Here is a 15,591-nt window from a genome sequence, read left to right as displayed (position 1 = left end):
GGGGATCTCCTCTCGGGTAGTCACGGATGGGATAGTGGAGCGGAATCTGCTGTGCGAGAGGGTATCTCGCCGGTGACCGGGAAGAGCCCGGAGGACGTCGAATAGATCTCCGCGCCGCGCTCGTGGCCGGCCCGGAAGGCGGCCAGCATGGAACGGGTCTGCTCGGGGGTCCGATCGGTCGTCGATTCCGGCTCCGGCCCCGCGGCGGTCGCGGGCGCGGGACGCGGCTGCGGCGCGGCGGCCGCGGTGCGAGCGGCCTTGTTGCGCTTGACCAAACCATTGCGGGTGGTGAGTCGGGCGGCGGGTTCCGGTGCGGCGGCGGGCTCGGGCATCGGGCTCACCGGAAGGGCGACACGCTCCGGCACGTGGCTCGCCGGAAGGGCGGCGGGCTCGGCCACCGCCGGGATCGCGGCGCGCGTCGGCTCCGGGGTCGGCGCGCTCACCGGTCCCGGGTCCGAGCCCCAGGTCGGTTCGACCTCCAGGCTGGTGGTCGGCTCCCGCACCGTCTCCGGCACCAGATCCTGTTCCGCCGCAAGCAATTCCACGGGCAGGGTCAGTCGCGCGACGATGCCGCTGACCGGCGAGGTTGTCAGCTCGATCTCGATGCCCAGGCGCTGGGCCAGCCGACCCACCACGTAGTGCCCCAGATATCGGGTCGGCGCGACGATGAAGTCCTGTTCGCCACGCAACTTGGCATTGGACTGGGCCAGTTGCTCGGCCGACATGCCGACGCCGTGGTCGACCACGGCCAGCAGATACCCCTGTGCCGCCCGGCGGCCGTAGACCTCGACATCCATATCGGGTGGCGAGAAGGTCAGGCCGTTCTCGAGCAATTCGGCGAGCATGTGGGACAGTTCGCTGGCCGCCGTGCCCACAATGAGCACGTCCTCGATCCGGCGCAGCACCACCCGGCGGTAGTCGTCCACCTCCGACATGCCGGCGCGAATCACATTGACCAGCGAGATCGGCTGCGTCAGCCGCCGCGGGCTGTTCTCGCCGACGAGCACCAGCAGGCTTTCGGCATTGCGGCGCATGCGGGTGGCCAGGTGATCCAGTTCGAACAGATTGGCCAGGCCCTGCGGGTCGAGCTCCTCGCGCTCGAAATGGCTGATCAGGGCGAGCTGCCGGTGCACCAGCTTCTGATTGCGGCGCGCCAGGCTGCCCATCGACTCGATGGTGTTGCGCCGCCCCAGTGCCTGTTGCGAGGCGAGTTCGAAAGCGGTGGTCTGCACGCGATCCAATGCGCCCGCGACGGCGGCGATTTCGGTACTCGCGCCGGCGGGTGTCAGCACGGCCCTGGGTGCTTCCGGTGCGCTGTCGACGTCCTGCGACCACGCGTCGATGACCTCCGGCAGTCGCCGTGACGCCACCTCGTCCGCCTCTCCGGCCAGCGCGGCCAGCGGGCGCACCAGGGCGCGAACCGACGCGAGCACCAGTGCGATCATGGCGGCGATGGCGATCGCTGCACCGACCAGGAAGACGATGAGCTGGGTCTGCGCCGCGTCGCGTAGTTCGTCGGCGCGCGAACGGATGTCGTCGCCGACGGCCTTCTGCACGGCGCGCTGGGCATCGATGACACCGGTCAGGCGCGTCCACCAGGTCGTCGGGTCCACCGGGCGGGTCAGCGGCCCGTCACCGGACGCGAGCGCGATGCTCTCGTCCCGGTCGGCCCGGGTGGCGTCGTCGCCGCGCATGGCGTCGTCCAGATCGCCCTGCCGATTCGAGTCGGCGAAGCGGGAGAACGATTGCAGCGCAGATTGTTTGGCCGCCCTGATCTCCATGAACTGGCTGTACTCGCCCCCGGAGAAATGTCCGGCCACGAAGACGCCGTTGAGGAAGCCGCGTTCCTTGTCGAGCTGTTCTTTGACCGCGCCGAGGGCGTAGAACGCTTGCAAGCCGCGCTGGAGCCGGGCATCGTTGGCCCGGTCGAGGCCGAGGGTCAACCCGTTGAGCGCGCTCACGGCTTCGCCATAGAACTGGAGGACCACCGGTCGGCTGACGCGGCGCGTGTCGATCTGAGTGCGGGTATTGGCCAACAGATTCAGCTGACTGAGCGCCGCTCGCACCTGATCCGCGCCCGGCGCGTCGCCCGACGCCGCGCCCTTGACCGCGCCGAGCGCATTGTCGACGCTGCGCCGCTGCGCGATCAGCGACTGCTGCAAGCTGTTGTCACCGCCCAGCAGACCATTGGACAGTCCCAGTTCCCGCTGGATCTGGTCCGTCAGATCCTGGACGTTCAGGGCCAGCGATACCGCCTGCCGGGTGTCGTCGGATTCGCGGTAGTCCTTATACGCCCGCTGCGTGGTCGCTGCCAAGGGAACAAGAACCAAAATCAAAGCGAACGCCAAGATTCGGGAAAGCTGCCCGCCAATTGTCCGGGCGCGCAATATCCCGGTGAATGCAACCCTCGGTACCGGCTGTGCGTCAGCAGGTGACGCAGACCCTGACTCCGTTCTGTCCCTTGGCATTTCCCGCCATAGACGTGGACGCACTTCCCGTTACTCCTCTGAAAATCCGTGATGCTGCAAATCGAGCCCACGGCAGCCGTCTGAAAGCTCCCACACCGGTACGCACCAGTCAACTCGAGAGTCGCTTAATTCCCGAAGCACCAGACTTAACACAGGTCATTCCTGGTGTGGCGAGAGGAATTTGGTCAGGAGCCCGACCAGTTTGATGCGGCCGGCGTTTGTCCGGCGTTGCTTCTCGCCCGCAGCGGTGAGAGCCAGGCGCAAGGCTCGGCGGTCGGCAAGGTCGCGCATGCGGATGTCGGGGGCTTCGCCGATCAGGCGAATCCGGGCGGGAAGAGGTCGCGGTCGGCGAAGCCCGCGATGCCGCGACGGGCGAAGGCGTGAGATGCCTTCTACAGCAACTCGCCCAGCTCCGAGGGTCCGAATCGCGAAGGCTCTTCTGGTTCGGTGAATCCGGGCTACCGCGCCGACCTTCCGCTCGCCGCCGCTTGCTCACCGTGCGTGAATGGATGGCCGCCCGCCGCTGAACAGTCGGCGGGCGGTTCCATTACCTCAGTTGAACGGGTACTGGCCGGGCGGGTAGGCACCGCCGCCGCCCTGGCCGGTCCCGCCGGAGGCGATGAGGTCCTGTGCGAACTGCAAAGCGGCCGACCCGATGGACAGGATGTCGCGGCCGAGGGTTCCAAAGTTCTGGGCGAGTGTCGACAGCATGACTGAATCCTCCGGTGTGCGCGGGGGTGACGGTTTCAGCGTGACACAGTCGTGGTGAATGTGATCGTGATTCGAACCGGTGTACGGGTTTTCGGCGATTTGTCCGATTGTTAGCCGCCTGGTCGCCACGGGGGAGGTTTACTGTCCCGGGTTGCAAGCGCTTCGCGGATCAGAGCGCGGGCCGCGTCACCGGTTACTGATTGACGATCTGTCAGTGGCACCGATGTGCAAGTCGTGTCGTGTTCGGCGAATCCCAGTAGCCCGTGGAGGATTTCGACCGGGGCTCTGGCGTCGGTGAGCCAGCCCACGATCAGGAAGGCATCGGGTCCGGATTCGGCCTTCACCCCGGGGAGCCCCCAACCACAGAAGCGGGCTGGGGTTCTCATATGATCAGGGCCGGTTGGTTGCCGTCGCCTTTCGAGGATTGAGAAGCGTTGTAACGGGCCGTTGGTCTGTTGGCCCAGCTCAGGAATGTTTGTGCGCCACCGCGAACACGCGGCGAAAGGGCAGCCAGGTGGTGCCATCGGCATGCCGTGGGTAGGCGGCGCGCAGGGTCGGCGCGAGGTCCGTCCGGAAGTCCTGCCAGTCGGCATCGTCGAGAGCGTCGCGCACCGGGCGCAGCGCCGTGCCCGTCACCCACTCGAGTACCGGATCGGCACCGGTCAGGGGCTGCAGGTAGGTGGTCTCCCAGGCGTCCACTCGGCAGCCCGCCGCGGTCAGCACCGCGGCATATCCGGAGGGATCGGGCACGGTCTCACGCTTGACGATCCCTGCGGATCCCAGCTTGCCGCGCCACTTTTCGGACCCCGCCAGCTCCCGAATCGCGACATGCGAAGGCGCGTCGAAGTTTCCGGGGACCTGCAGGGCGAACCAGGCCCCGGCCGGTAGCGCCTCGATCCAGCCCGGCAGCAGCGCAAGATGATCCGGCACCCATTGCAGCACCGCATTGGTGACGACCACATCCGTGTCCGGCGCCGGCAGCCAGTCCCGCACATCGGCCACGGCGGCATCGATCCCGTGTTCTCTTGCCGCGGCGACCATTTCGGGCGAGGAATCGAATGCCTCGAGCGCCGCCCCCGGCCACCGCTCGGCCAGCGTCACGGTCAGATTCCCAGGGCCACACCCCAGATCGGCCACGTGCCGGGGTTTGGTCGCGCCCACTCGATTCACCAGATCGAAGAACGGCCGCGCACGCAGGTCGTCGAAGGCGAGGTACTTGTCCGGATCCCACATGGGTCGCTCCGATCATCGTCGACTTTCCCAAACAGTACGCTCGTACTGTATTGCTCGGCCGACGTCGGCGCAAGGATGGCTCGACACCGCGAGCTACCGCTCAGTCGCTGTGTTGTGAATCGTGACCCGAGATCCCGACGGATGGGACATGCGGGTCGTGGCCTGGCCCAGGCTGGGGGATGGGCCGGCGCGGCGCACCAATTCGCGAGTGGATGGTCGGGAATTTGGCCGGTGTCACCGGGGCCGCGGAAGCCGGTGCGGCGGAAGCGATGACGCCGACGTGGCCGCGGCGACGGCAGCGGAGGCGGCGAGTTCTCGGGTCGAGAGCATTGCTGTCCCTATGGTCGAACGACTGGATTGATTCAGATTCGCTATAGATATTGCCGCAGGTTCGCCGATCGCCCGATGTGTCCTCGCGCAGAAGAACGCGGAATCCTTGTGGACGTCCACAACGGTCGCGGGGGTGTTGCGGCGATGCCGAAGACCCCGGTTATGAATGGGATTGCATCGTCATGCATAATCATTTGCAGGACGACGGAGCGCGCCAGAGGGACCGGGACGGGACCGCGGGGCAGCGCACCGGTCGAGGGCCTATACGAACAATCGAGGAGCACACGGACTATGACCAAGCGCGTCGTACTCGCCTACTCCGGCGGGCTGGACACCTCAGTCGCCATCAGCTGGATCGGTAAGGAGACCGGCGCGGAGGTCGTCGCCGTCGCCATCGACCTCGGCCAGGGCGGCGAGGACATGAACGACGTGCGTCAGCGCGCGCTGGACTGCGGTGCCGTCGAGTCCATCGTGGTGGACGCCCGCGACGAGTTCGCCAACGAGTACTGCCTGCCCACCATTCAGGCCAACGCCCTCTACATGGGCCGCTACCCGCTGGTCTCGGCCATCTCCCGGCCGCTGATCGTCAAGCACCTGGTCGAGGCCGCCGAGTACCACGGCGCCGACACCGTCTCGCACGGCTGCACCGGCAAGGGCAACGACCAGGTCCGCTTCGAGGTCGGCATCGGCGCGCTCGCGCCCGACCTGAAGGTCATCGCGCCGGTCCGCGACTACGCCTGGACCCGTGAGAAGGCCATCGAGTTCGCCGGCGAGAACAAGCTGCCGATCAACGTGTCCAAGAAGTCGCCGTTCTCCATCGACCAGAACCTGTGGGGCCGCGCGGTCGAGACCGGCTTCCTCGAGGACCTGTGGAACGCCCCGACCAAGGACGTCTACGACTACACCGTCGACCCGACCGTCAACTTCGAGGCGCCCGACGAGCTCATCGTCACCTTCGACAAGGGTGTGCCGGTCGCTATCGACGGCCGCCCGGTCACCATGCTCGAGGCCATCACCGAGCTGAACAAGCGGGCCGGCCGCCAGGGCGTGGGCCGCCTCGACATGGTCGAGGACCGGCTCGTCGGCATCAAGAGCCGCGAGATCTACGAGGCCCCCGGCGCCATCGCGCTGATCACCGCGCACCAGGAGATGGAAGCGGTGACCATCGAGCGCGAGCTGGGCCGCTACAAGCGGCAGGTCGAACAGCGCTGGGGCGAGCTGGTGTACGACGGCCTGTGGTACTCGCCGCTGAAGCGCGCGCTGGACGCGTTCGTTGCCGAGACCCAGCAGCACGTGTCCGGCGATGTCCGGATGGTCCTGCACGGCGGCAGCGTCGTGGTCAACGGCCGTCGCTCCGACGAGTCGCTCTACGACTTCAACCTCGCCACCTACGACGAGGGCGACACCTTCGACCAGTCGCTGGCCAAGGGCTTCGTCCAGATCCACGGCCTGTCCTCCAAGGTCGCGGCGCGGCGGGATCTCAACAGCAAGTAGTAGCCTGCGACCGGGGCGGTTTTTGTTCCGAGCACCGGCCGAAGGAGACGCGCCCATGCGAACCGATGACGACAGTTGGGACATCACGGAGAGCGTGGGCGCGACCGCCATCGGCGTCGCGGCCATTCGCGCCTACGAGACCAGCCGCGACGACGCCCTGTTCCACGACCCGTACGCGGCGAAGCTGGTGGCCGCGGTCGGGTCCGAGGGCTGGAACGCCATGATGTCCGGGTCGCTGAGCCGCCGGAGCATCAGCGACGGCGACTACCAGGCCTGGTCGATGGGCAATGTCCTGGTGGCCCGCACCGTCTACTTCGACGAGTATTTCGCCGCGGCCGTGCGGGCCGGGATCAGGCAGATCGTGATCCTGGCCGCCGGGCTGGACGCGCGGGCCTACCGGCTCGAATGGCCCTCGGACACCCGGATTTTCGAGCTCGATCAGCCGAAGGTGCTGGCGTTCAAGGCCCGGGCGCTCGCCGATCACGAGCCGACGGCCGATCGTCGCGAGGTGCCGGTCGATCTACGGCAGGACTGGCCGAAAGCCCTGCTGGACAAGGGTTTCGAACCGGACCGGCCGACCGCCTGGCTGGCGGAGGGGCTGCTGCGCTACCTGCCCGGTCACGCCCAGACTCGACTGCTCGAGCACGTGGTGGAGCTCAGCGCGCCGGGCAGCCGGATGGCGATCAACCTCGGCACCGGGTCCGGTGATCTGGGCGACGAATTCCGGGAGCGGCGCCGCAAGGTGCTGGCCGATGCCGGGCTGAAGCTCGACCTGGAAGACCTGCTCTACCCCTGGGAGGACCGACAGGACCCCCGCGACTGGTTCGCCATGCACCGCTGGCTGGTCACCGAGGGCGACCCGGTCACCCTGCTCGAGGACCGCGGCCGGGCCGTTCCCGAGGAGGTCAGGGCCGGTATGACCCAACACATTCTGATGACCGCGACGAAACCGCGAGGAGACGACACGCTATGACCCAGGGCGGCAGCACCAATGAAGGCGCGCTGTGGGGTGGACGCTTCGCGTCCGGCCCGGCCGCGGCGATGGCGGCGCTGAGCAAGTCGACCCACTTCGACTGGGCGCTCGCGCCGTACGACATTCGCGCCTCCAAGGCCCACGCGCGCGTGCTGCACAAGGCCGGGCTGCTGTCGGAGACCGACCTGGCGGGCATGCTCGCGGGCCTGGATCAGCTTGCGGCGGACGTGGAATCGGGCGCGTTCGGCCCCCTCGAATCCGATGAGGACGTGCACGGCGCGCTGGAGCGCGGGCTGATCGACCGGGTCGGCACCGAGCTCGGTGGCCGCCTGCGTGCGGGCCGCTCCCGCAACGACCAGGTGGCCACACTGTTCCGCATGTGGCTGCGGGATGCGGTGCGGCGCATCGCCTCCGGGGTGCTCGACGTGGTGGATGCCCTGGTCGAGCAGGCCGCCGCGCACCCGGAGGCGGTTATGCCGGGCAAGACCCACCTGCAGGCCGCCCAGCCGGTGCTGCTGGCCCACCACCTGCTCGCGCACGCCCACCCGCTGCTGCGCGACATCGACCGGATCCGCGACTTCGACAAGCGGGCCGCGGTGTCGCCGTACGGTTCCGGCGCGCTGGCGGGCTCCTCGCTGGGTCTGGATCCGGAAGCCATTGCCGCCGAACTGAACTTCGACTCCTCCGCCGCGAACTCCATCGACGCAACCTCCTCGCGCGACTTCGCCGCCGAGGCCGCGTTCGTGCTGGCCATGATCGCTGTCGATCTGAGTCGCATGGCCGAAGAGGTGATCATCTGGAGCACACCGGAATTCGGCTACATCACCCTGGCCGACGCCTGGTCCACCGGCTCCTCGATCATGCCGCAGAAGAAGAACCCGGACGTCTCCGAGCTCACCCGCGGCAAGGCGGGCCGCCTCATCGGAAATGTCACCGGCCTGCTCGTGACCCTGAAGGCCCAGCCGCTCGCGTACAACCGTGACCTGCAGGAAGACAAGGAGCCGGTCTTCGACTCGGTCGCCCAGCTCGAACTGCTGCTGCCCGCCATCGCGGGCCTGGTCTCCACCCTGACCTTCCACACCGGCCGCATGGCGGAGCTCGCCCCCGCGGGCTTCACCCTCGCCACCGATATCGCCGAATGGCTTGTGCGCCAGGGTGTTCCGTTCCGCGTCGCGCACGAGGCCGCGGGCGGTTGCGTTCGCGTCGCCGAGTCGCGCGGCGTCGGCCTGGACGAGCTCACCGACGCGGAGTTCGCCGCCGTCGACCCGGCCCTGACCCCCGGTGTCCGTGAGGTCCTCACCGTCGCAGGCTCCATCGCCTCCCGCAATGCCCGCGGCGGCACGGCCGGCACCCAGGTCGCCAAGCAGCTCGAGGAGGTGCGCGGCACCGCCGCCACCCAGCGCGCCTGGCTCAGCTGATACTCGAAACGGTAACGGCCCGTTGGATTTCCGACCTGGAAACCCAACGGGCCGCTTTCGTCATCCGCGTCGATAATTCATGTGCTTCGCGGCGGGCACCGCCGCACGACCGGAGTCGTGCACCTTGCCGTTCGCGGTGGTCTGCTGCTTCTTGTCGCCCTTCCCGCGCCGTTCGCGCCGCGACAACGGGCGTTCGACGCGGTCCTCGGCAGGGATTTCGGGCAGCGGAAAGCGCTCGGGCATGAGTCCTCCTATGGGGTGCGTGACCGACGGACCGGGTTCGATCGCCGGTCGGAATCGGGAATGCCACAGGCACGGTCAATTCGGCAGACCGCCGGGCGTCACAAACGAATCGTGCTCAGGAGAACAGCTGCAGCCACATGCGGAGCACAGTAACCGGGCCCGGGCATTCGACGCATCCCATTTATTGCTCGAGGTCCACCACGGGTGGCGGGTTACACCATCAACCTTCCCGGAGGCGGTACTAGCTCAGGGCCTTCTTCACGAGTTCGGTGACGCGGGCTTCGACCGCGGGGGTCATGGTCTTCAGCGCGTAGTTGACGGGCCACAGGTCACCATCGTCGAGGTTGGCGATGTCGTTGAAGCCGAGGGTGGCGTAGCGGGTCTTGAACTTGGCGGCGGTCTGGAAGAAGCAGACGATCTTGCCGTCGCGCATGTAGGACGGCATGCCGTACCAGGTCTTGCAGGTGAGTTCTGGGGCCACGGATTTGATGAGGGCGTGCAGGCGTTCGGCGATCTCGCGGTCGGAGCCGGTCATCTCGGCGATCTTGGCCAGCACGTCCTGTTCGCCGTCGGCCTTGGCGGAGCGGGAGCCGCGGCGGGCGGCGGTCTTCAGTTCCGCGGCATGGGCTTTCATGGCGGCGCGCTCTTCGGCGCTGAAGCCGACGGTGGTCTTCTTGGTGGTGGTCTGGGTGGCCATGGCTGGATTCCTTTGCGGGAGTGGGGGAGAGGACTGGGCGGGGAAGCGGTCAGCGGTCCTGGATGAGGCCCAGGACATTGCCGTCGGCATCGGTGAGGGTGGCGACCAGGCGGCCGCCGCCCACCTCGCGCGCGGGTTGCTGGACGGTCGCGCCAGCGGCGGTGAGCTCGGCGACCTTGGCCTCGATATCGCCGACGTGCCAGTAGGAGACGGGGGCGGCCGGGCTCTGCGGGCTGCCCGCGGGGACCAGGCCGATGTGCTGGCCCGCGGACTCGAAACCGATGTAGTACGGGGAGTCGGTCTGGGGCTCGATGCCCAGCAGCGCGGCGTAGACGGTCTTGGCGGCGGCGAGGTCGGAGACGGGGTGCAGCACGGTCCTGATGCCCAGCGTGGTCATGATTTCTCCTGGTGAGTGGGGGTCCGAAGCGACCCTGTCGTCCGGTTGGCTCCTGCGAACCCGGTGTGCATTCAGCTTTGCTCCCGGGGCCCCTCGGTCACATCCGTGGTGACCACGGAATCCACCACGGAGAGCAATACCGAACCCATCGGTACCGTCCTCCGGCGCCCGATGCGGCAGACTGAATCCATGGCTGTGACGTCGGAGATCTCCACTCGCGAGGCGGAAGTGCTGACCCTGGTGGGCGAGCACCTCAGTAATGCCGAGATCGGTGCGCGACTGTTCATCTCGGTGCGCACGGTGGAGAGCCACGTGTCCTCGCTGCTACGGAAGCTGGACATGTCCGACCGGCGGGCCCTGGCCCTGTACGCCGCCGCGACCCGCACCGCGAGTCCGCGACCCGGGCCCGCGCTGCCGAAACCGTTGACCTCGTTCATCGGTCGCACGCGGGAGCGGGCCGAACTCACCGAGCTGATCAAGACGCAACGGCAGGTCACCGCGGTCGGCCCCGGCGGAGTCGGCAAGACCCGGCTCGCCCTGGCGGTGGTGGCGGACGTGGCCGCCGACTTCGCCGATGGCGTGTGGTTCGTCGACCTGGTGCCGATCACCAGCCCGGATATGTGTGTGGTCGCGGGCACCGTCGCCATGGCGCTCGGCATCGGTGAGCAGCCCGGCCGCGGCTTCGACCGAGCCGTGCTGGCCGCGCTCGCGGACCGGAACGCGCTGCTGGTGCTGGACAATTGCGAACACGTGCGGGACGGCGTCGCCCCATTCGTGGAGCAGTTGCTGGAGGCGTGTCCGGGGATGAGCGTGCTGGCCACCAGCCGCGCCCGGCTGATGGTGCCCTTCGAGCACGTGTACACCGTCCCGCCGATGTCGCTTGCCGGGGAAGGTGATTCGGACGCGGTCGCCCTGTTCATGGATCGGGCGGCGGCGGGCGGCTGGCCGCCCAACCACGCCATGCGCGACCAGGTCGCGACCTTCTGCGAGCGCCTCGACGGCGTGGCGCTGGCCATCGAGCTGGCGGCCGCCCGCTGGACCACGCTCGGATTGGACGGTCTCGCAGCCGGTTTGGACGATCAACTGCGCATGCTCTCCGGCGGCGCCCGCGCCGACGATCGGCACCGCTCGGTGCGCGCGGCCCTGGACTGGAGCCACGCCCTGCTCGAGCCCGAGGACCGGATGCTGCTGCGGCGGGTCTCGGTATTCATGACCGCGTTCCCCGTCGAGGCGGCGGCGGACGCGGCAGACCTCGACAAAGGCGCGGTGGCAGCCGGATTGGCGCGACTGGTCGAACAGAGCCTGCTGGTGGTGACAGATACGCCGACCGGTACCCAATTCCGCGCACTGGAGACCATCCGGCAGTATGGGCTCGAACAGCTCGAGGCAGCCGGCGAGATGGCCGACGCCCGTGCCGGACATCTGCGCTGGTGCCTGGCCGAGGCGAGCGACCTCTCGATAGTGCGCGCCGACTGGCGGGCCCGATTCGATTCCGCCGCAGACGATTTCCGTGCCGCGCTGGGCTGGGCCTGCGAACAACCCGACCGCCGAAGCGACGCCTACACCCTGGCGCGGCTACTTGCCCCCTTGATGTTCACCCGGCACCTCACCGGCGAATCCCAATGGCGCTACGAGCAAGCCGCCTACCTCTCCGACGACCCGGCCGCCGCAGCGGAATCGCTGCGGCACGCGGCAGCCGCAGCCGGTTGTCAGGGCAACGGCGACGACATGTACCGCCTGCACCACGCCGCCGCCGAATTTGCCCAGCGCGCTGGGGATTCCGCCGCGGCATCCATCGACCTGGCGACCGCGGCAGCATCCGCCTACCGATTCTGGGGCAAGTTCGAGCACATCCCGGCCCGCGAAGACCTGGTAGCACTCGTCGCCGAGGCGCGCCGCCTCGCCGCCGCACCAACCTCCGCCGCCCCGGCCGATATCGCGTCGGCCGTAGCGGCGGGGGCAGATACCGTGCCCACGTCCGCTGCTCCGACCGATATCGCTCGGGCCGGGGCCGTCGCGGTTGATCCGGCTCGGGCCGCCATCGCACTGGCCGAGGCCGTCCTTCTCGCCAATCCCTTCGGTGCGCCGCATCGCGTTACCGATGTTTCCGCACCGGAAGCGGTTTCGAGTGCGGAGCGAGCTGTCGAGCTCACACACAGCACCCGTGACCCGTTCGCCGAATCCGCCGCCCTCGATGCTCTCGCCGCCGCCCAGAGCCGCGCCGGGGAGTTGCGCGCCGCCGCGGCCACCGCACGGCGGCGCATCCGGCTGCTCTCGACCACGCCGGACAATCCGGTCGGCACCCACGAACTGATCGACGCTCTGGGCCAGGCGACCGAATTCGGTCTCGGGGTGGGCGATCTGGCCGGAGCGCGCCGCTGGGGACGGCAGCTTGCCGAGCATCCGATGCTGGCCGAGGTCGGACATACCGCGACCAGCCGCCTGCTGGTGGCGGATGCGTTGGCGGGCAATGTCGATGGCGTCCTCACCCACAGCGCTCGCTTCCTCGAGGCCTGGTATCGCGAGGAACGCCCGGCCCGCTCGGCGCTCGGCGCGGCCGTGGCCGGGGTGCGCATGATCCACGGCCTGCGCGACGACTACGACGCCGAGCGCGAATGGACCGGCGTACTCCAGCAACTCGGCACCCCGGCCGCGGATGCCGATGGCTACCAGGCCGTCTTCGACGCGCTGCTCATGCTGCACCACGGCCAGCCGGAGGACGCGCTGGAACGCACCGAACTGACCCCGGCCGAGGCGCGCACCCGGGTGACCGGCGTGTGGCTGCCGTGGTATCTGGCCCTGCACGCCGAAGCAGCCGCCATGACCGGGAACACCGCCGCATCAGGCGATCTCGCGCAGGCGCGGACCGAGGTCACCGGAAACCCGGTCGCCGCGGCCATCATCGACCGGGCCGAAGCGCTGCTGGCCCAGGATCGGGACCGATTGCTGTCCACCGCAACCACATTCGAGGCCGCGGGCTGCGTCTACCAGTCGGCCCGGACCCGGATCCTGGCCGGTGGCGCGGACGCCACCGAGGGCGCGGCCATGCTCACCACCCTGGGCGTGGCCCCGACGACCGCGCTCGTGCACCTCTAATTGTTCAGCAGCGCGTATTCGCCTGCGCAGACCCGGACAGCGATGTGACCTGGAATTTCACCGTATCCCGACTCTGCTTTGCATGGGCGTCGAACGCGGTGACCAGGACATCGGCCCGGGCGCGGTCCGGCACCGGCCTCATCGACCGACCAGGAAATGCCCGTCGATCGGCCAGCGTTCGATGACGCCGTGCTCGACGACCAGACCGGTCCGTTCGAGCGCTCCGATCACCTCGGCCACCGGCCGCAGCCGGATCCCGTAGCGGGCGAACGGCATTCTCGCCATGGCCTCCGGCTCGCCGACACCCACCACCACCCGGCCGCCGGGCCGCAGCACCCGTCGCAGCTCGGCGCACGCGCGCTCCAGCTCGGCCAGGAAGTACACCGTGTTGACCGTGATGGCGGCATCCACACTCGCCGTGGAGAGCGGCAATTCGGTCAGGGACCCGGGTTCGAGCCGCAGCCGTCCCGCCTCGAGAAACCGTCTGTAGCGATACCCGGCCCGCGACAACATATCCCGCGAGATCTCGATCCCGTGCACGGTGCCGTTCGCCCCGGCCCGTTCCAGCAGCAGTCCCAGCCCCGCCCCGCCACCGAATCCGATATCGGCCACGGTCTGGCCGCGCCGCACCTGCGCGGCATCCACGGCCGCCTCGATCAGATACCGATTTCCCCGGTTCAGCACGGCCGCGACCACCGGCCCCGCCCAGCCGTGGGGATTTCCGAGCTGCCCGGCGATCCCGGCCAGCCCGCGCCCGACCATCCTCATCGCTGTAGAGTAGTCCGCTCACCGCCGAGCGGAGAGGAACTTCTCGACACCTCGATCAGTGGGTGTCGCACAGGCACTCCGGTAGTGCGGTGGAGGCTGGTTATTGTGCGGTCATGACCTTGTTGTTGCTTGCGTTGGCGATTGCGTGTGAGGTGACGGCGACTGTTTCGCTGAAGATCTCGGAGGGGTTCAGCAGGCTGGTGCCTTCGATCATCGTCGTGATCGGGTATGGGGCGGCGTTCTATTTTCTCTCGCAGGCGCTGAAGCGGGGGATGGCGATCGGGGTGGCGTATGGGATCTGGTCGGCGGTGGGGGTGGTGGCGGTGGCAACGATCGGGGCGTTGTTCCTGGACGAGGGAATCACCGCGACGCAGCTCGGGGGGATCGTGCTGGTGATCGCGGGGGTGCTGGCCCTGGAACTCGGTGGGGCGCACTGACTGCGGGCAGTGCGGTTCCCGCTGTCGTCAATCCTGTACGCGCACCAGGTATCCGGCGTCGGCGAGGGCGGTGAGCATCTCGTCGCGGTGGGCGGGGCCGCGGGTTTCGAGGGTCAGCAGCACCTCGACCTCGTCGATGGCGAGCCAGGCGCCGGTGCGGGAGTGGACCACGTCCAGGACGCTGGCGCCGGTGCGGCCGAGCTCGGCGAGCAGGCGGGACAGGCTGCCGGGGCGGTCGGAGATGGTGATGCGGGCCGCCAGGTAGCGGCCGGCGGCGCTGAGGCCGTGGCCGATCACGCGGGTCAGCAGCAGCGGGTCGATATTGCCGCCGGACAGGATGGCGCAGACCGGCCCCTCCAGCGCGAGTTCGGCTGGGCTGCAGGCCATCAGCGCCGCGACCGCCGCCGCGCCCGCCGGCTCGACGATCAGTTTGGCCCGCTCCATGCACAACAGCAGCGCCTTGGACAGCGAATCCTCGTCGACCGTGACGATGGTGGGCGCGCTGGCCACGATGTGCTCGAACGGCACCTCACCGGGCAGGCCCACGGCGATGCCGTCGGCCATGGTGGACATCTGTTCCAGCGCCACCGGTTTCCCGGCCGCGAGCGAGGCGGGCCAGGCGGCCGCCTCGGCGGCCTGCACACCGATCACCCGGACCTGCGGCTTCAGCCGCTGCACCGCCGCGGCCACCCCGGCGAGCAGGCCGCCGCCGCCCGTCGGCACGAGCACCGTGCCGACATCCGGGAGCTGGTGGAGGATTTCGAGCCCGACCGTCGCCTGGCCGGCCACGATATCGATGTGATCGAACGGGTGCACCAGGGTCGCTCCGGTGCGTTCCGCGAAATCCCGTGCAGCGGTGAGGGATTGGTCGATGGTGTCGCCCACCTGATGCACGGTCGCGCCATAGGCCCTGGTAGCTACCAGTTTCGGCAGCGCCGCACCCACCGGCATGAACACCGTGGAGTCGATCCCGAGCGAGGTCGCCGCCCACGCCACCCCCTGCGCGTGATTGCCCGCGCTGGCCGCCACCACCCCGTGCGCCCGCTCGGCCGCGGACAGATTGGCGATCCGGTTGTAGGCGCCGCGCGGCTTGAATGATCCCGTGCGCTGTAGGTTCTCGCACTTCAACCAGACCTCGTGCCCGATACGTTCCGACAGCACCCGCGAGGCCACCACGGGAGTCCGCCGGATCACCGGTGTCAGCAGGGTCGCCGCCGCTTCGATCCGCGCCATGAGCTCCATGCGGGCCATGTTGCCAGGTATTCACCCGCTTGTCGTTCGCGAAAGATATACGGATCACGCAATAACCCGGAAACCGAAAAGCAA

The 15,591-nt window shown here is 68.6% G+C and carries 13 protein-coding genes; 5 read left to right on the top strand and 8 right to left on the bottom strand.

The genetic code is table 11. From position 1 onward, the window contains the following. Positions 1-20 precede the first annotated feature (20 nt). The 3 genes from ACIRRA_RS21100 to ACIRRA_RS21090 all read right to left on the bottom strand — a co-directional run bounded on the left by ACIRRA_RS21100 (position 21) and on the right by ACIRRA_RS21090 (position 4,412). On the bottom strand, positions 21-2,315 hold the full coding sequence (locus ACIRRA_RS21100) for a nitrate- and nitrite sensing domain-containing protein (RefSeq protein ID WP_402770509.1): 2,295 nt from the start codon (positions 2,313-2,315) through the stop codon (positions 21-23). A gap of 705 nt (positions 2,316-3,020) precedes the next feature. Beyond that, the gene (locus ACIRRA_RS21095; RefSeq protein WP_402770506.1) at positions 3,021-3,179 is read right to left on the bottom strand and encodes a hypothetical protein; all 159 of its coding nucleotides are present in this window, start codon (positions 3,177-3,179) and stop codon (positions 3,021-3,023) included. A gap of 465 nt (positions 3,180-3,644) precedes the next feature. Then, positions 3,645-4,412, bottom strand: a complete 768-nt coding sequence (locus ACIRRA_RS21090) for a trans-aconitate 2-methyltransferase (protein ID WP_402770504.1) — start codon at positions 4,410-4,412, stop codon at positions 3,645-3,647. A 621-nt stretch (positions 4,413-5,033) separates the two neighbouring features. Here ACIRRA_RS21090 and ACIRRA_RS21085 point away from each other — a divergent pair. From ACIRRA_RS21085 to argH, 3 genes are read left to right on the top strand one after another with little or no spacing between them, the layout of a single operon-like run. Beyond that, positions 5,034-6,236, top strand: coding sequence for an argininosuccinate synthase (locus ACIRRA_RS21085; protein WP_354848500.1), 1,203 nt, complete (start codon positions 5,034-5,036; stop codon positions 6,234-6,236). A gap of 55 nt (positions 6,237-6,291) precedes the next feature. Then, positions 6,292-7,209, top strand: coding sequence for a class I SAM-dependent methyltransferase (locus tag ACIRRA_RS21080; protein ID WP_402770500.1), 918 nt, complete (start codon positions 6,292-6,294; stop codon positions 7,207-7,209). Continuing rightward, a complete protein-coding gene (gene argH / locus ACIRRA_RS21075; RefSeq protein ID WP_402770497.1) occupies positions 7,206-8,627 on the top strand; it encodes an argininosuccinate lyase in 1,422 nt (473 codons plus the stop codon). The genes ACIRRA_RS21080 and argH overlap by 4 nt, the downstream gene beginning before the upstream one ends. 60 nt (positions 8,628-8,687) lie before the next feature. Here argH and ACIRRA_RS21070 read toward each other — a convergent pair whose 3' ends face one another. The 3 genes from ACIRRA_RS21070 to ACIRRA_RS21060 form a co-directional block, all read right to left on the bottom strand. Then, a complete protein-coding gene (locus ACIRRA_RS21070; RefSeq protein WP_402770494.1) occupies positions 8,688-8,870 on the bottom strand; it encodes a hypothetical protein in 183 nt (60 codons plus the stop codon). A 241-nt stretch (positions 8,871-9,111) separates the two neighbouring features. Beyond that, the gene (locus ACIRRA_RS21065; protein ID WP_402770492.1) at positions 9,112-9,567 is read right to left on the bottom strand and encodes an iron chaperone; all 456 of its coding nucleotides are present in this window, start codon (positions 9,565-9,567) and stop codon (positions 9,112-9,114) included. 49 nt (positions 9,568-9,616) lie between these two features. Further along, positions 9,617-9,964, bottom strand: a complete 348-nt coding sequence (locus ACIRRA_RS21060; RefSeq protein WP_357002823.1) for a VOC family protein — start codon at positions 9,962-9,964, stop codon at positions 9,617-9,619. 189 nt (positions 9,965-10,153) lie between these two features. On the opposite strand from ACIRRA_RS21060, the gene ACIRRA_RS21055 reads away from it, so the two are divergent. Then, positions 10,154-13,060, top strand: a complete 2,907-nt coding sequence (locus ACIRRA_RS21055) for an ATP-binding protein (protein WP_402770488.1) — start codon at positions 10,154-10,156, stop codon at positions 13,058-13,060. A gap of 138 nt (positions 13,061-13,198) precedes the next feature. On the opposite strand, the gene ACIRRA_RS21050 is transcribed toward ACIRRA_RS21055, so the two are convergent. Further along, positions 13,199-13,828: a class I SAM-dependent methyltransferase gene (locus tag ACIRRA_RS21050; protein WP_402770486.1), complete on the bottom strand. Its 630-nt coding sequence runs from the start codon at positions 13,826-13,828 to the stop codon at positions 13,199-13,201. 113 nt (positions 13,829-13,941) lie between these two features. Here ACIRRA_RS21050 and ACIRRA_RS21045 point away from each other — a divergent pair, with 113 nt between their 5' ends. Then, entirely contained in the window at positions 13,942-14,265 is a 324-nt protein-coding gene (locus ACIRRA_RS21045) for a DMT family transporter (protein ID WP_402770484.1), read from the top strand. 27 nt (positions 14,266-14,292) lie between these two features. On the opposite strand, the gene ilvA is transcribed toward ACIRRA_RS21045, so the two are convergent. Further along, the gene (gene ilvA / locus ACIRRA_RS21040) at positions 14,293-15,516 is read right to left on the bottom strand and encodes a threonine ammonia-lyase (RefSeq protein WP_402770481.1); all 1,224 of its coding nucleotides are present in this window, start codon (positions 15,514-15,516) and stop codon (positions 14,293-14,295) included. Positions 15,517-15,591 lie beyond the last annotated feature (75 nt).

Source organism: Nocardia sp. NPDC101769 (assembly GCF_044766925.1).
Taxonomy (GTDB): Bacteria; Actinomycetota; Actinomycetes; order Mycobacteriales; family Mycobacteriaceae; genus Nocardia.
Note: the sequence above shows the minus strand (reverse complement) of the source record. Positions and strands in the feature narration are given on the sequence as shown.

Bases quoted from the DNA above. Each gene is read 5' to 3' on its own strand.
- ACIRRA_RS21095 (WP_402770506.1), bottom strand. From the start codon at position 3,179: ATGCTGTCGACACTCGCCCAGAACTTTGGAACCCTCGGCCGCGACATC.
- ACIRRA_RS21090 (WP_402770504.1), bottom strand. From the start codon at position 4,412: ATGTGGGATCCGGACAAGTACCTCGCCTTCGACGACCTGCGTGCGCGG.
- ACIRRA_RS21085 (WP_354848500.1), top strand. From the start codon at position 5,034: ATGACCAAGCGCGTCGTACTCGCCTACTCCGGCGGGCTGGACACCTCA.
- ACIRRA_RS21080 (WP_402770500.1), top strand. From the start codon at position 6,292: ATGCGAACCGATGACGACAGTTGGGACATCACGGAGAGCGTGGGCGCG.
- argH (WP_402770497.1), top strand. From the start codon at position 7,206: ATGACCCAGGGCGGCAGCACCAATGAAGGCGCGCTGTGGGGTGGACGC.
- ACIRRA_RS21070 (WP_402770494.1), bottom strand. From the start codon at position 8,870: ATGCCCGAGCGCTTTCCGCTGCCCGAAATCCCTGCCGAGGACCGCGTC.
- ACIRRA_RS21065 (WP_402770492.1), bottom strand. From the start codon at position 9,567: ATGGCCACCCAGACCACCACCAAGAAGACCACCGTCGGCTTCAGCGCC.
- ACIRRA_RS21060 (WP_357002823.1), bottom strand. From the start codon at position 9,964: ATGACCACGCTGGGCATCAGGACCGTGCTGCACCCCGTCTCCGACCTC.
- ACIRRA_RS21055 (WP_402770488.1), top strand. From the start codon at position 10,154: ATGGCTGTGACGTCGGAGATCTCCACTCGCGAGGCGGAAGTGCTGACC.
- ACIRRA_RS21050 (WP_402770486.1), bottom strand. From the start codon at position 13,828: ATGAGGATGGTCGGGCGCGGGCTGGCCGGGATCGCCGGGCAGCTCGGA.
- ACIRRA_RS21045 (WP_402770484.1), top strand. From the start codon at position 13,942: ATGACCTTGTTGTTGCTTGCGTTGGCGATTGCGTGTGAGGTGACGGCG.
- ilvA (WP_402770481.1), bottom strand. From the start codon at position 15,516: ATGGCCCGCATGGAGCTCATGGCGCGGATCGAAGCGGCGGCGACCCTG.